Genomic DNA, 14,474 nt, shown 5'->3' with positions numbered 1-14,474 from the left:
TGTGACATGCCGATCAAGATACCTTCCTCCCTTCCCGCAGCGAATGTGCTGAAGGATGAGGGCGTGATGGTCATGTCCGAGGATCAGGCCGACAAGCAGGACATCCGTCCGATGCGGATCGCTTTGCTGAACCTGATGCCCAAGAAGGTCGAAACGGAAACCCAGTTTGCACGATTGATCGGTGCCCATCCGTTGCAGATCGAACTGACGCTGCTGCGCCCGTCGGAACATACGTCGAAAACCACCAGCCAGGCCCATATCGGCGCGTTTTATCAACCGTGGGAGGACGTGCGCGATCAGAAGTTCGACGGGCTGATTATCACCGGCGCGCCGATTGAACACATGCCGTTCGAGGACGTGACCTATTGGGACGAGATCAGCCAGATCTTCGATTGGACCCAGACCAACGTGCATTCGACCTTCGGTGTGTGCTGGGGCGGTATGGCGATGATCTATCACTTCCACAAGGTTAAGAAGCACATTCTGGACGCCAAGGCCTTCGGGTGTTTTCCGCAAAAGAACCTTGATCCCGCCTCGCCCTATCTGCGCGGCTTTTCCGATACTTGCGTCGTGCCGGTCAGCCGTTGGACCGAAATGCGGCAAGACGAGATTGATGCCACAGTCGGGTTGACCACGCTTTTGGGATCGGATGAGGTTGGGCCGTGTCTGGTCGAAGACACTGCGCATCGTGCGCTCTATATCTTCAATCATTTCGAATATGATACCGGCACACTGAAGGGCGAATATGACCGTGATGTCGCCAAGGGCGCGCCGATCAACGTGCCGATAAATTACTATCCCGGCAACGATCCCGGCAAACGCCCTGAAAACCGCTGGCGCAGCCACGCGCATCTGCTTTACGCCAACTGGATCAGCGAAATGTATCTGACCACGCCGTTTGACATCGACCAGATCGGGGAAAGCAAGCAGGACCGCCGCAACTGACCCAACCGATGCAGCCTGCCAATTGCCAACCCGCGGCCTTCGCCCCATAATGGCGTGAAATCAGGAGTTTGCGTATGTCTTTGCCGTTCGATGGTGCCATCTCGAAATTCTTTCAAGAGACCGCGCCACTTGCGGTCCAGAAGGCGATCACGGACGGCCGCAAGAAGGATATTCTGTCAGACAGCTATCCCTATCGCGCCCGCATGGACAAGGACATCTATCAGGCCGAGATTGAGGCCCTTCAGCTTGAACTGGTGAAGTTGCAGGCTGACGTGAAAGCCACGGGCAAGCGAGTTGTGGTCATCTTCGAAGGGCGCGATGCGGCGGGAAAAGGCGGCACGATCAAGCGATTTCGCGAGAACCTGAACCCGCGCGTGGCGCATGTCGTGGCCCTGTCCAAACCGTCGGACCGCGAGGCGGGGGAATGGTATTTTCAACGCTACATCAAGCACTTGCCGACCGAAGGTGAGATAACTTTGTTCGATCGGTCCTGGTATAACCGCGCAGTGGTCGAGAAGGTTTTCGGCTTTTGCACCGATGCCGAGCGAGAAGCATTCTTTCGTCAACTGCCCGAATTCGAGGACATGCTGGTCGACGAAGGCATTCATTTTGTCAAGATTTGGCTGAATGTCGGGCGTGCTGAACAGTTGCGCCGCTTCCTCGCCCGCGAAAAAGACCCTTTGAAACAGTGGAAACTCAGCTGGATCGACGTTGAAGGATTGAACCGCTGGGATGCCTATACCGACGCCATCCAGGAAACCTTTGATCGCAGCCACCGCCCACGTGCGCCTTGGACCATCGTCCGGTCCGACGACAAGAAACGCGCGCGTCTTGCCGCGATACGCGCTGTCCTTCAAAACATTGATTACACTGGTAAAGATTCGAACGTTGCCCATCCGCCTGACAGCACTATCAGCGGCGGGCCAGAGGTTTGGGATGGCTAAGCGCGGCTATCACCACGGGAACTTGCGGCAGGCGTTGGTCGATGCGGCGCTTGAACTGATCGAGGCGAAAGGCCCGACCGGCTTCACCTTGTCCGAAGCTGCCAAACAGGCGGGCGTCACGCCAGCCGCTGTTTATCGTCATTTCGCAGGGCGCGAAGATCTGATCGCCGAAGCCGCGCGTCAGGGGTATGAGATATTCGCCGATCTGATGGTCTATGCCTATGACAAGGGCCAGCCCTCGGCACTGGCCAGTTTCGAGGCAACCGGCCGCGCCTATCTGGCCTTTGCGCGCAGGTATCCCGGTCACTATATCTCGATGTTCGAAAGCGGGATTTCGATCAACCATTCTGCCGATCTGGCCCGTGTCGCCGGGCGGGCGATGGGTATTCTGGAAAATGCGGCGGAAAAACTGGCGGAAAACATTCCCGAGGATAAACGCCCCCCATCGCGCATGGTCAGCGCGCATATCTGGGCGATGAGCCACGGGGTCGTCGAACTTTTCGGGCGTGGCAGCCCCGGCCAGAAAAGCCCCTTCCCGCCGGAAGAGCTGCTGGAAAGCGGGATCGGGATCTATCTGCGAGGGCTTGGTTTGATCCGGCCCGACGACTGAAGCGGGCCGGGTGGGTCAGACCAAAAGCCGGTGGCACAGTTCCAGCCCTTCGACCAGGCGATCCACCTCGTCCTTGGTGTTATAAAGCCCAAACGACGCACGCGCCGTCGCGGACACGCCCAGATGCGCCATCAAGGGCTTGGCGCAGTGATGCCCTGCCCTGACCGCAATCCCTTTCTTGTCCAGAATGGTCGAGATGTCGTGGGCATGGGCCGCGCCTTCCATCGTCAGCGAGAATATCGCCGCCTTGCCCGGTGCCGTGCCCTGCACGTTGACCCAGTTCAGCCCGGCGAGCCGTTCGGTTGCATAGCTGGCCAACGTCGCCTCGTGCGCAGCGATGTTTTTCATCCCCAAGTCCATCAGATACTCCAGCGCTGCACCCAGCCCGATGGTTTGCACAATACCCGGCGTGCCCGCTTCGAATTTCAGCGGAGGGGAGGCATAGGTGACGCATTCTTTCGTCACGTCATTGATCATGTCCCCGCCACCAAAGAAAGGCTGCATTTCTGCCTGACGTTCAGAGCGAATATAGATCGCACCAGAACCGGACGGCCCATAGAGCTTGTGGCCGGTGATCGCATAGAAGTCGCACCCGATATCCTGCACGTCGACGGGCAAATGAACCGCCCCTTGCGACCCGTCTACAAGCACCGGAACACCCCGACGGCGGGCTTCGGAACAGATGGTCTTGACATCCACCACCGTGCCAAACACGTTCGAACATTGGGTGATGGCTATCAGCCTGGTCCGGTCGGTGATCGCATCCAGCAGTTTTTGCGGGTCAAGTGATCCATCGGGTTCGGGATCGACCCATTTCAGAACCACCCCCTGGCGTTCGCGCAGGAAATGCCATGGCACAATATTGGCGTGGTGTTCCAGAGTGGACAGGACAATCTCGTCTCCTGCCTGCATTCGTGGCGCTGCCCACGCATAGGACACAAGGTTGATGCCCTGAGTGGTGCCTGAGTTGAAAATGATTTCCGACTCGGACCCGGCATTCAAGAACCGCCTAACGGTGCCGCGCACCGCTTCGTATTTCTCGGTGGCGAGGTTGGACAGGAAATGCAGGCCGCGATGGACGTTGGAATATTCCTCGGCATAGGCACGCGTCACGGTATCAATCACCACCTGTGGCTTCTGCGCCGAGGCGCCATTGTCCAGATAGGTCAGCGGTTGGCCGTTCACTTGCCGCGACAGGATCGGAAAATCGGCGCGGATTTTGTTGATATCGTACATGGCGCGGGCTCCGGTCAGTTAGGGGCGGTGGGCATCGGCATCGGCTCGACCCCCAGCAGCACAAGCACGAAAGACAAGGCGAACACCGCAACGATCATGAACCCCAGGATCGAGGTGAAAACCAACCCGGTCGACCGAAAGCCGTGGCTTTCAGTGGTGAAATGGCTTAGCACCCAGAAGAACAAAACGACGGACACAATCATCAGGATCGCCGCCAGTCCTGGTGCAAAAAACGTCAGAACCAGCGTTAGTGCCTGCAACATCAGGAAGATAAACTCCATCCACACCACGGTGATGATGGCGTCTGACAAAGCTCCTTGCCCGCCAAACATTCGCCCGATTGCGAAGATCCCCCAAGCCAGACCGAACATGAACACGGCTTCGATCACGCCCAGCAGAACCGGGCTGGACAATACGGTGCCCATCTGAGCGGGGTCCAGCGGATACATCATCCCCGCCAGCACGCCGAGTGCGGCGTTCACGACAACGACCAGCGCCAGCGCGGTCCAGAGGACCTCGCGCGGCAGATCCAGGTCGAACAGGTCGCGCGCGACCTTTCGCGGTTCGGGCACCGTTTGCAGCGCCATACCCAAAAGATAACCGGGATCAAACCGCATGGATCATCCTTCCACCCTACGTTCCGCTTCACGCAGGTTGATGGACCAGAACAGCAGAAAAGCCAACAGCGCAAGCGCGCCGGTCAGAGTCATTTGCACACCTTCGCCAATAAACCCCGCAACCAACCCCCAAAGAAGCCAAAGCGGAGTGGCACATAACAAGGCCCAGAACAGCGCAAACCGAGCGGCAAAGGCGTTGCCATGACCGCCGACAAGACGCATCAGGACATGGCTCAGCGTTCCGATCAGATAGAATGCCAGCGGCATGATGAATATCCACGCCAACATGGTCGCCCCCATCAGCATATTCAGATCCTGTCCGGTTTCATGGGCGACACGCGCCAATCGGGGAAGTTGAGCGGCAAAGACCAGAAGGCAGCCCCCCATCAGAACGGCCAGGGCCTTGTCCTCACGCGCGCCCAGATCAAGCCTGCGCCGAAACACCGCGCGGGGCGCGCGGTAGCTTCGGATCACATCATCAATCACAGACATCGCATCTGGCCTTGGTCAGCCGCGATGGCGGGCAAGCCACGCATCCAGACGGTCATTGATTTCAGCCGCGATAGCGTCATCCTCGATCTCTTCGATCGCATCGGCCAGAAACGCCAGCACCAGAAGATCGGTGGCGATATGGGCCGGAACGCCGCGCGAGCGCAGATAGAACAATGCCTCTTCGTCGATCGCGCCGGAGGTCGAGCCGTGCGAACAGATCACGTCGTCAGCATAGATCTCAAGCTCCGGTTTGGCCTGGAAACTGGCGTCTTCGTCCAACAGAAGCGATTGCGACTTTTGATACCCATCGGTTTTCTGCGCATCCGGTTTCACAAGGATCTTGCCTTGAAACACCCCTTTTGCACCGTTTTTCAGGACTTTCTTGAACACCTGACGGCTTTCGCAGGACACGGCATCATGGGTGATGAACACCGTGTCATCATGGTGAAAATCGCCATCTGCCCCATCGCCCAAGGCAGCGCCCGCGACATGGGCCGTCGCGTTGTCACCCAAAAGCTCGATCACGCACTCATTGCGGGTCAGGCGGCCATTCACTGTCATGGTGAAGCTTTTGAACACCGATTCCGCGCCAAGGCGGGCAAACAGATGGGTGATGGCCTGCCGTTCGTGATCGCGACCCTGCGCGCGTATGTGGTGAAATTCAGCGCGATCGGCCACGTCCACCTCGCACACTTTCGAAAAACGGGCGGCGGCGGCTCCGTTTTCCAGAAGCGTCAGCTTCGCGCCTTCTTCCACCCGGATCACATGGTGCAACACCGCGTCCGAATTTGCGTCGTCGTGGCGATAGAACAGGCTGACCGGGCGGCTGACCTGCCCGGTGACGCGGATCACCACACCATCGGTGGCCATCGCTGTGTTATGGGCGGCCAAGGGGCGGGCGACGGGAGATTGGCCGCGTGCCTCCAAAACACCATAGAGGTCTTTGGCCCAGTGAATATCGGCAGCAGCCGCATCCGCCAGACGCTCGATCTCGATCCCCTCGTCCGACAGATCGTCCGAGGCATCTGCGTCAAACACACCATCGACAAAGACGACCTTAAGTCGGTCGATCGCATGAAAGACCGGCGGCTCGCCTGCATAATCGAATACGGCGGCGGGCGATGGCGAGGCCGCGATCAGACTGTCGGGCCACGTCCATTTCCAATACTCATCCCGGCGTGTGGGCAATCCCACATCGGCCAGCCGCGCGGCGGCATCGGCCCGTGCTTCTTGCGCCCATGCACCCGAGACCGGGCGCGCATCGGCACTGATCATCGGTGTGGCTTGTTTTGTGGCGGTGTTCATGCCTCGACCTCCATCTCGGCAAGGATGTCGGCATAGCCGTTGTTTTCAACTTCCAGCGCCAGTTCGGGACCACCCGATTTGACAATGCGACCGCCTGCCATGATGTGCACCACGTCAGGTTTGATATGGTCCAGCAGACGCTGATAGTGGGTGATAACAAGGAAAGCGCGGCCCTGATCGCGCAAGGCGTTCACGCCTTCCGACACCAGCTTCATGGCATCCACATCCAGACCGGAATCGGTTTCGTCCAGAATGCACATCTTCGGTTCCAGCATCGCCATTTGCAGGATTTCGTTGCGTTTCTTCTCGCCACCCGAAAAGCCGACATTCACCGGGCGTTTCAGCATCTCGGCGTCGATTTTCAGCTCTTTTGCCTTTGCGCGGATGAATTTCAGGAAGTCGGCGGCCGACATTTCCTCTTCGCCGCGCGCTTTGCGCTGCGCGTTCACCGCGGTGCGCAGGAAGGTCATGTTGCCCACGCCGGGGATTTCGACCGGATATTGGAAGGCCAGAAACAGGCCAGCCGCGGCGCGCTCTTCCGGTTCCATCTCCAACAGGTCAGCGCCTTCCAACGAGGCACTGCCTTCGGTCACTTCATACCCATCACGGCCCGACAGGACATAGGACAGCGTCGATTTGCCCGAGCCATTTGGACCCATGATCGCATGCACCGACCCGGCGGGCACCTCAAGGTCGACACCTTTCAGAATGCGTTTGTCTTCTTCTTCAAGTTTGACGTGCAGGTCATTGATTTTAAGCATTTTATATCGTCCTTACGAAACAGTGACAGCCGTGCCCGAGGCCGACACCATCAGCATGTTGTTGATCACTTCATAGTCGAGGTCCACGCCCACGACCGCGTTGGCGCCCAGTGACGCCGCGTGTTCTTCCATCTCGGCCAGCGCGGTGCGGCGCGCCTTGCCCAGTTCTTCTTCATAAGCCCCCGAGCGTCCGCCCACGATGTCGCGCACCTGTGCAAATAGATCGCGAAAGATATTCGCCCCCAGAATGGCCTCACCGGTGACGATGCCGTGATAGGCAACGATGGGATGGCCTTCTACGGATGGGGTTGTGGTGATAATCATCTTATCCGCCCTTTTTTCACGCTGCATCAGCGCCACAGATCCAACAGTTTCATCACACCGCGCGACGCAGCCCATCCCAGAAAGATGCCGAACGGAATCCAGATCATCGGGTTCAGCTGATCCATCTTGTGAGTGTTGATGTAAATCACAGCCGCGCCGCCACCGATGGCCGGCAGAATATAGGGTATGGCGCTTTCCACATTACTCAAGAAGTCTCTCACCCTGCCCCTCCCGCACCGAAAAATTTGAACAGTCCAAGCCCAAGCGCGAGGACAACAAAGGCTCCGATCACAAAAGATGGTGGGGCCATGCGGGTCTTGCGGCGCAGGGCGTTCACGATGACGCTGACCAGAAACCATGATGGAATAAGCGCGATCCAAGCGACCGAAAGAAGCGCGACAGGCATAGCAAAGGCCCCGGGGGTATCGTTTTGCGTGACACGTTCTGGTGCCAGATCAGAAATCGCCTGTAGGTTTACAAACAGTAACAGCACCACCGCCGAACAAACTCCCCCAAGCATCGCCCATTTGCCCGAAAGCTTGTTGTCATGGCGCGGTGCGGAAGGGGGCTGCGCGTCCGGTTGCACACCGCGTCCTTGCGCATCCAACCGGTCCGGCATGTCTTGGAAGTGGTCCTGGCTCATTTTACCCCACCGACCCCTCCAGCGATATCGCCACAAGCTGTTGGGCTTCCATGGCAAATTCCATCGGCAAGGCTTGCAACACTTCCTTGGCGAAGCCGTTAACGATCAGGGCCACGGCCTCTTCTTCGTCCATGCCCCGCTGGCGGCAATAGAACATCTGTTCGTCATCCACCTTCGAGGTCGTCGCCTCGTGTTCCACGCGCGAGGAATTGTTCTTCACCTCGATATAGGGCACCGTATGTGCGCCGCATTTGTCGCCGATCAGAAGGCTGTCACATTGCGTATAGTTACGCGAGTTCTTGGCCTTCGGGTGCATCGAGACAAGTCCGCGATAGGTGTTCTGCGCCACGCCCGCCGAGATCCCCTTGGACACGATCCGCGATTTGGTATCGCGCCCCAGATGCACCATCTTGGTGCCGGTATCGGCCTGTTGATGGTTGTTGGTGATCGCGATGGAATAGAACTCGCCCTGGCTTTCATTGCCGCGCAACAGGCAGGACGGGTATTTCCACGTCACGGCGGACCCGGTTTCGACCTGCGTCCACATCACCTTGGACCGGTCGCCCCGGCAATCGGCGCGTTTGGTCACGAAGTTATAGATACCGCCCTTGCCGTTCTCGTCGCCGGGGAACCAGTTCTGAACGGTCGAGTATTTCACTTCGGCATCTTCTTCGATGATGATTTCCACCACGGCGGCGTGCAGCTGGGCGGTGTCGCGCTTGGGGGCCGTGCACCCTTCCAGATAGCTGACATAGGAGCCCTTGTCCGCGATGATCAGCGTGCGTTCGAACTGGCCGGTATTCTCCGCGTTGATGCGGAAATAGGTGGACAGCTCCATCGGGCACCGGGTGTTGGGCGGGATATAGACGAACGACCCGTCCGAGAACACCGCCGAGTTGAGCGTGGCGTAATAGTTGTCCGACACCGGCACGACGGAGCCGAGATATTTTTTGACCAATTCGGGATGATCGCGGATCGCGTCCGAGATGGAACAGAAAATCACGCCGGCCTTTTTCAGTTCAGCCTGAAATGTGGTTCCCACGGACACCGAGTCAAACACCGCGTCCACGGCGACCTTCCGCCCTTCGGCGGGCACGTCTTCGGCGCCTTCGACACCGGCAAGGATCATCTGTTCCTTCAGCGGGATGCCAAGTTTTTCGTATGTAGCCAGCAGCTTGGGATCAACATCGTCCAGCGACTTCGGCTTCACCTCCATCGACTTGGGACGGGCATAGTAATACTGATCCTGAAAGTCGATCTCGGGATAGCTGAGCATCGCCCAGCTTGGTTCGACCATCTTTTCCCAGCGCGCAAAGGCCCCGAGACGCCATTCGGTCATCCATTCGGGTTCTTCGTTTTTCTCGGAAATCAGCCGCACGATATCGGGATTAAGGCCCTTGGGGGAATAATCCATCTCGATATCCGTTTCCCAGCCGTACTTGTATTGTCCAGCCAGCGTTTTTACCGCCTCGACGGTTTCTTCTTCAACGCCTTCTTTGACGTTCAGTTCATCTACACCGGCCATGTTGTCCTTTCATCCAAGCAAAGGGCCTAGCGGCCCCGCGCCCGGAATTTCTCGTATTCCATGATCCATGCCTTGGCAAAGGCACGCACCTCATCCTCACTCGTCATGGGGCCAAGCGAGACACGCAAAGCGCATCCCGCATGTTCCCGGTCAAAGCCCATTGCCACCAAGGCGGCGCTGGATTTTACCTTCCCGGATGAACAGGCCGAACCTGCGGAAACCGCAAACCCGGCAAGGTCCATCACCATCACCTGTGTTTCACCCTTCCAGCCCGGAGTGATGAAGCACGAGGTGTTGGGAAGCCTGTTCGCATCATTCCCGACAAAAATAGTCTCTTTTGCCGATTCCGCAATGGTGTTTTCTAGAATCTTTCTAAGTTTTTCGGTGACAGACATAACGCCACCCTCCAGATCGGTCTGGGCCGCACGGGCAGCGGCGGCAAATCCGGCAATACCCACCACGTTTTCCGTGCCCGACCGACGACCCATTTCCTGCCCGCCACCCTTGATCCGCGCTTCGATATCCGTGCCACGTTTGACGATCAGGGCACCCACGCCCTTCGGCCCGCCCAGTTTGTGCGCCGAGACGATGGCCATCTGCGCCCCGCACCAGTTGAACGCAAAAGGGATCTTGCCAAAGGCCTGCGTTGCGTCGGTCAGGAAAAGCCCGTCCGGCAGTGCCTGAATTACACCGGTTTCGGAGTTCGCGACCTGCAATGCGCTTTGCGCTGGGTCAGCGACGGACACCGCGCCGTTGATGTCAGCCGTCAGGCTTTCGTCGCACCAACTGCGCACCGCGTCATGTTCGATCCCCGCACAGGCGATCCCGCGCCCTTGTAAGGCCAGCGCCGCCGCTTCGGTCGCGGACGAGGTGAAGATGATATCGGCCCCCTCGGCCCCCAACGCCGCGGCCAGGTCTTTGCGCGCCCGTTCGATCAAACCTTTCGCCGCGCGCCCCTCAGCATGGACGGATGACGGGTTGCCCACCAGATCCATCGCCGCAATCATCGCCTCCCGCGCCTCGGGGCGCAGAGGTGTTGTGGCGTTCCAGTCAAGATAGGTTCGGGGCACCGACGGGTCCTATTCGATTACGCGTCTCAGGATGGCAGGCAAACGCCGCTGCCGCCTATCATTCCTCATCCACAACCGCAAACAATGTCGGCACTGCGGGGCATGGTGCCAGCTCGTTCTTCACCACGTCCGACAGGCGGGTCTGGTGCAGGAATACATAGACATGGGCCGACAGACCTTCCCACAACCGGTTGGTCATGGATTGCGCCTTGGAGCCAGAGCTTGCACCCGATGCCCCTGCCCCTTTGTGCATCGCGGACACTGTTTCGTCCACGGCCGCAAGGACCTCGGACACCCGAATATCGGACGCCGCGCGCGCCAGTTTATAACCGCCGCCCGGCCCACGCACGCTGTCGACAAGACCGGCACGCCGCAATTTAACAAAGAGCTGTTCCAGATAAGGCAGGGAAATGTCCTGACGTTTGGCCAGATCGGTCAGCGACAAAAGGCTGTCGCCGTTTTGCAACGCCAGATCGGCCAGCGCGACCATCGCGTAACGCCCCTTGGTTGACAGCTTCATCGCGTAACCTCTCTGCAAAAACATTGACCTTTTGAACTATCACCACTAGGTCACTTAGGACTGGCAAAGGCAGGTTCGAGACCTGTCAATTCGCCACCCCTGTATTATGGTGCGGGTCCGTATGCGTCAAGAAAGCTGGCAGTGGCAGCCTGACGCAGGATCTGACAAAAAAAAGAGGCCGCAACCGAATGCCCGAAGTGATTTTTCCCGGCCCCGAAGGCCGTCTTGAAGGCCGCTATCACGCCCAGAAGGAAAAAGACGCCCCCATCGCCATCATCCTTCATCCGCACCCGCAATTCGGCGGCACGATGAACAACAAGGTGGTGTATAACCTGCACTATGCGTTCCATAATATGGGCTTCAACGTGCTGCGGTTCAATTTCCGTGGCGTGGGTCGCAGTCAGGGCGAATATGATCAGGGTGTGGGCGAATTGTCCGATGCCGCGTCGGCGCTGGATTACCTGCAATCCATGAACCAGAACGCCAAACATTGCTGGGTCGCAGGCTTTTCCTTCGGCGCTTGGATCGGCATGCAGCTTTTGATGCGCCGCCCGGAAATCACCGGCTTCATCTCGGTCAGCCCGCCCGCCAACATGTATGATTTCAGCTTTCTGGCACCCTGCCCCAGTTCCGGCCTGATCATCAACGGCACCGCCGACCGGGTGGCACCCCCGGCAGACACTCATGCGCTGGTGAACAAGCTGCACGAGCAGAAAGGCATCACCATCACACATACCGAGATTGAACGGTCGGGTCACTTCTTTGAAAACGACCACATGGACACGATGATCACGCATGTGGATGAATATGTGCGCCGCCGCCTGACAGAAACCACTCGCTGAACGAGGCGCCGATGGATCTTCTTGAACAAGTCGCAGACGCCATGGCGAAAGACGTGCTGGAAGCGGTCGAGTTGACGGGCGAAGAAGATCTTGTTGATGAGATCAAGAAAACCATTGGCGCATCCTCGACCACGCTGGAAGAGGCATTCATGACCGCGGTCCGCATCCGCCGGGCCGAGGCACGCGGGCGGGCGCAGCTAAAGCTGTTGCTGCGGAAACTGACCTGAAGTTGTTCTGGTCTAGCCTGCGTTTTCTGTGCGGGAATCGTCCCATTCACAAGGCTGCCAAAGTTCAACCTTGTTGCCCTCCGGGTCCATGATCCACGCGAAATCACCGTTCTCGTGACGCTCAGGTCCGGCAACGACCTGCACACCTGCCGCCTTCAGTTGGGAAAGCAGACCGTCCAGATCATCCACTCGATAATTGATCATGAAACCCGCAGTGCTTGGGGCAAACCAGCTGCTGTTGCTGTCCGCCGTCGCCCAGACAGTCAGCCCCCCATCATTGGCTTCGTCGTCCCGCCAGTTCAGAACCGCGCCGCCAAAATCCGATAGCTGGATCCCCAGATTGTCCCTGTACCAGTTTGCCAGAGATGCACCGTCCCTGGTCGACTGAATGAACACGCCGCCGATGCCGGTTACTTTTGCCATTTGGAATCCTTCTGACTGTCAATATGATACCACGGAAGATTGTTCGTTGATTGTTGGGTTTGAGCCCATAGTTACCGATGCCGCGGTTGGGACGAACCGGTCATTTGCCGACATTGGAGACATTTGATCACGATGCTCGGATGGCTGTGCCGGGGTTTAACGAAACCTCAGACTTCCGCGGCGTGCACCATAGCGAGCCGGCCATTGGGTATATTTAACCTTTGGTCAGGTGCCCTTTGATGGTATTCTGAACTTGCGAATAATTTTGTCGCACAAGCAGATAGGAGTTGGTCAAAGTGGGACACAATCAATGAATCCGATTCTGATAACTTCGCTGGCAGTGCTCGTTCAAGCCACCGCCACTGTCGGATGGGCGGAGCAATACACGGTCGAACGATCATTGCAAGTTTCGTCTCCGAAAGACACGGTTTGGAATCAAGTGGGCGATTTCTGCGATATTGACGATTGGCATCCGGCGGTAAGTGACTGCAGTCTCAAGGTTATCGACGGGTCTCTCCACCGTGTGTTGACGTTGACTGATGGTGGAGAATTCGTCGAAAAGCGGATCGCAGTGGAACCGGGGCTTTCCTACACCTACAGGATCGTCAGTTCTCCACTACCGCTTGAAAAATACACCGCGACGTTTTCGATTATACCCGGAGACAGTACGACCATCACTTGGGCTGGTCGTTTCTCGGCAGATGATCCCGAGACTGAGAAAACGATTGCCGGGATCTACGAAGCCGGACTGTCTGCAATCGAGGAACGGCTGGCTGACTAATTTCTGTGCAGGAGATTTGGCTTCTTCTGCCCGTAAACCGGGTCTTAGCCGGAACCGCCCCGACGCCCGCAAAGTGCAGGTTGCCATCGTCGATATGGGCAAGGTGAACGACTGCAAGGTCCCGCAAAGCCGCGATTGATGCTTGGTCCATTAAAGCGTTTCGACATTAACCTGCGACATATCCGGCAGCCTTGAAGTAATTGCAGCACTCGTCTGGGTCGTAGAGATCGCAGATTGCACCGATGGCCTCAAAAACCTCGGTGAAGGTTCTGGCCCCGATCTTTCGAAGGTGAGCTTTCAGCTTGGAGAAGGCCTGCTCGATGGGATTGAGATCCGGCGAGTATGGCGGGAGGTACAGGAACCAGCAGCCGTGGTCGCGTAGGGCCTGAGCCGCCTCCTTGTTCCGATGGGTCGCCAGATTGTCCAGGATGACAACGGTTCCCGGGGCGATCACCGGAACGAGGACGTCACGGATGTAGGCGGCAAAGGCCGGGCCATCCATCGCACCCTTGATGACCCATGGTGCGATCAGCGCGTCCTGTGCCAGGCCCGCAATCAGTGTCTGGGTTCCCCAACTCCCAAACGGGGCATCCATGGTCAGGCGATGACCCCGCTTGGCCCTGCCGCGCAGGCGCGTGAGGTTCGTCTTCACTGCCGTTTCATCAATAAAGACAACACGTTCGGGCAAGGCCGCAATGGCAGGCAGCCGATGCTTGAACCAGTCGGCCCGCTGGCGCCTTACCTTGGCACGGCGGCGTTCGGTGGCCACCAGCGACTTTTTTTATACGTGAAGCCGAGCCGGGACAGCAGGTTGGCGATCGAGGAGTGGTGCACCTGCACGCCCTCGGCCTCGGCAAGCGCATCGCGCAGCTCGAAGAGCGTGATGTCGGGGTCTTGCGCGACCAGTTCCTCAAGGAAAGCCTGATGCGGAGCCAACTTTCCCCGGCCACGCGGCGGACCCTGTGGTGCGGGCTCAGCATGGCCCCTGGTCCGAACCTGACGCGCCCACCTTGCACCTGTGGCGGGCGAAACCTTCAAACGCAACGCCGCCGCACGCCCGCTTAACCCTTCTGCAATGTACTTCTGAAATCGCGCCCGGAGCGCCGATGGCAAAGGTGCTGACATGATTCATCCTCCCAATAAGGATGAATCACATCTGAACCCTCATGGGAATCCTCAGCGACTCAAGTTCAAGCCGAAACGCTTTAG

General features: G+C 58.2%; 20 protein-coding genes. 7 read left to right on the top strand and 13 right to left on the bottom strand.

All coding sequences use genetic code 11. The features are described from left to right. Window positions 1-6 precede the first annotated feature (6 nt). The 3 genes from AC13C8_RS03295 to AC13C8_RS03285 all read left to right on the top strand — a co-directional run bounded on the left by AC13C8_RS03295 (window position 7) and on the right by AC13C8_RS03285 (window position 2,499). Window positions 7-945 (top strand): homoserine O-succinyltransferase, encoded by a 939-nt coding sequence (locus AC13C8_RS03295; protein ID WP_091430085.1) that lies wholly within the window; start codon window positions 7-9, stop codon window positions 943-945. A 74-nt stretch (window positions 946-1,019) separates the two neighbouring features. Then, window positions 1,020-1,889, top strand: a complete 870-nt coding sequence (gene ppk2 / locus AC13C8_RS03290) for a polyphosphate kinase 2 (protein ID WP_482846359.1) — start codon at window positions 1,020-1,022, stop codon at window positions 1,887-1,889. Next, complete coding sequence (locus AC13C8_RS03285) at window positions 1,882-2,499, top strand: TetR/AcrR family transcriptional regulator (RefSeq protein WP_482846358.1); 618 nt, start codon at window positions 1,882-1,884, stop codon at window positions 2,497-2,499. Before ppk2 ends, AC13C8_RS03285 begins: the two co-directional genes overlap by 8 nt. A gap of 15 nt (window positions 2,500-2,514) precedes the next feature. Here AC13C8_RS03285 and AC13C8_RS03280 read toward each other — a convergent pair whose 3' ends face one another. The 11 genes from AC13C8_RS03280 to iscR are packed head-to-tail and all read right to left on the bottom strand — an operon-like array spanning window position 2,515 to window position 10,992. After that, window positions 2,515-3,735 carry a cysteine desulfurase gene (locus AC13C8_RS03280; protein WP_482846357.1) on the bottom strand — a complete coding sequence of 407 codons (1,221 nt, stop codon included), beginning with the start codon at window positions 3,733-3,735 and terminating at the stop codon, window positions 2,515-2,517. 14 nt (window positions 3,736-3,749) lie between these two features. Continuing rightward, a complete protein-coding gene (locus tag AC13C8_RS03275) occupies window positions 3,750-4,352 on the bottom strand; it encodes a YIP1 family protein (RefSeq protein ID WP_091430091.1) in 603 nt (200 codons plus the stop codon). Window positions 4,353-4,355: 3 nt separating this feature from the next. Then, a complete protein-coding gene (locus tag AC13C8_RS03270) occupies window positions 4,356-4,844 on the bottom strand; it encodes a YIP1 family protein (RefSeq protein WP_091430093.1) in 489 nt (162 codons plus the stop codon). Window positions 4,845-4,859: 15 nt separating this feature from the next. Next, on the bottom strand, window positions 4,860-6,149 hold the full coding sequence (gene sufD, locus AC13C8_RS03265; protein ID WP_482846356.1) for a Fe-S cluster assembly protein SufD: 1,290 nt from the start codon (window positions 6,147-6,149) through the stop codon (window positions 4,860-4,862). Continuing rightward, complete coding sequence (gene sufC, locus AC13C8_RS03260; RefSeq protein ID WP_482846355.1) at window positions 6,146-6,910, bottom strand: Fe-S cluster assembly ATPase SufC; 765 nt, start codon at window positions 6,908-6,910, stop codon at window positions 6,146-6,148. Before sufC ends, sufD begins: the two co-directional genes overlap by 4 nt. A gap of 12 nt (window positions 6,911-6,922) precedes the next feature. After that, entirely contained in the window at window positions 6,923-7,234 is a 312-nt protein-coding gene (locus AC13C8_RS03255) for a heavy metal-binding domain-containing protein (protein WP_091432256.1), read from the bottom strand. Between the two features lie 26 nt (window positions 7,235-7,260). After that, complete coding sequence (locus tag AC13C8_RS03250) at window positions 7,261-7,455, bottom strand: hypothetical protein (RefSeq protein WP_143064318.1); 195 nt, start codon at window positions 7,453-7,455, stop codon at window positions 7,261-7,263. Beyond that, window positions 7,452-7,877: a hypothetical protein gene (locus tag AC13C8_RS03245; RefSeq protein ID WP_091430101.1), complete on the bottom strand. Its 426-nt coding sequence runs from the start codon at window positions 7,875-7,877 to the stop codon at window positions 7,452-7,454. The genes AC13C8_RS03250 and AC13C8_RS03245 overlap by 4 nt, the downstream gene beginning before the upstream one ends. 1 nt (window position 7,878) lies before the next feature. After that, window positions 7,879-9,402 (bottom strand): Fe-S cluster assembly protein SufB, encoded by a 1,524-nt coding sequence (gene sufB / locus AC13C8_RS03240; RefSeq protein ID WP_482846354.1) that lies wholly within the window; start codon window positions 9,400-9,402, stop codon window positions 7,879-7,881. 26 nt (window positions 9,403-9,428) lie between these two features. Continuing rightward, window positions 9,429-10,472: a cysteine desulfurase family protein gene (locus AC13C8_RS03235; RefSeq protein ID WP_482846353.1), complete on the bottom strand. Its 1,044-nt coding sequence runs from the start codon at window positions 10,470-10,472 to the stop codon at window positions 9,429-9,431. A 58-nt stretch (window positions 10,473-10,530) separates the two neighbouring features. Then, the gene (iscR, locus tag AC13C8_RS03230; protein ID WP_482846351.1) at window positions 10,531-10,992 is read right to left on the bottom strand and encodes a Fe-S cluster assembly transcriptional regulator IscR; all 462 of its coding nucleotides are present in this window, start codon (window positions 10,990-10,992) and stop codon (window positions 10,531-10,533) included. Between the two features lie 188 nt (window positions 10,993-11,180). On the opposite strand from iscR, the gene AC13C8_RS03225 reads away from it, so the two are divergent. Both AC13C8_RS03225 and AC13C8_RS03220 read left to right on the top strand, forming a co-directional pair. After that, window positions 11,181-11,834, top strand: coding sequence for an alpha/beta hydrolase (locus tag AC13C8_RS03225; RefSeq protein ID WP_091430111.1), 654 nt, complete (start codon window positions 11,181-11,183; stop codon window positions 11,832-11,834). A gap of 11 nt (window positions 11,835-11,845) precedes the next feature. Continuing rightward, window positions 11,846-12,061, top strand: coding sequence for a hypothetical protein (locus AC13C8_RS03220; protein WP_091430112.1), 216 nt, complete (start codon window positions 11,846-11,848; stop codon window positions 12,059-12,061). Between the two features lie 12 nt (window positions 12,062-12,073). On the opposite strand, the gene AC13C8_RS03215 is transcribed toward AC13C8_RS03220, so the two are convergent. Beyond that, window positions 12,074-12,484, bottom strand: a complete 411-nt coding sequence (locus tag AC13C8_RS03215; RefSeq protein ID WP_482846350.1) for a VOC family protein — start codon at window positions 12,482-12,484, stop codon at window positions 12,074-12,076. Window positions 12,485-12,794: 310 nt separating this feature from the next. Here AC13C8_RS03215 and AC13C8_RS03210 point away from each other — a divergent pair, with 310 nt between their 5' ends. Further along, entirely contained in the window at window positions 12,795-13,265 is a 471-nt protein-coding gene (locus AC13C8_RS03210; protein ID WP_482846349.1) for an SRPBCC family protein, read from the top strand. A 16-nt stretch (window positions 13,266-13,281) separates the two neighbouring features. Next, window positions 13,282-13,404 carry a hypothetical protein gene (locus AC13C8_RS03205; RefSeq protein ID WP_482846348.1) on the top strand — a complete coding sequence of 41 codons (123 nt, stop codon included), beginning with the start codon at window positions 13,282-13,284 and terminating at the stop codon, window positions 13,402-13,404. A gap of 27 nt (window positions 13,405-13,431) precedes the next feature. Here the strand turns inward: AC13C8_RS03205 and AC13C8_RS03200 are convergent. Continuing rightward, a protein-coding gene (locus tag AC13C8_RS03200; protein ID WP_482846347.1) for an IS630 family transposase occupies window positions 13,432-14,390 on the bottom strand; the annotation gives its coding sequence in 2 pieces (ribosomal slippage) (window positions 13,432-14,046 and window positions 14,049-14,390; 957 coding nt in all). Window positions 14,391-14,474 lie beyond the last annotated feature (84 nt).

It is taken from the genome of Aliiroseovarius sp. B-4, assembly GCF_056857795.1.
The sequence above is the reverse complement of the archived record's forward strand: the minus strand, read 5'-3'. Positions and strand labels throughout refer to the sequence as shown.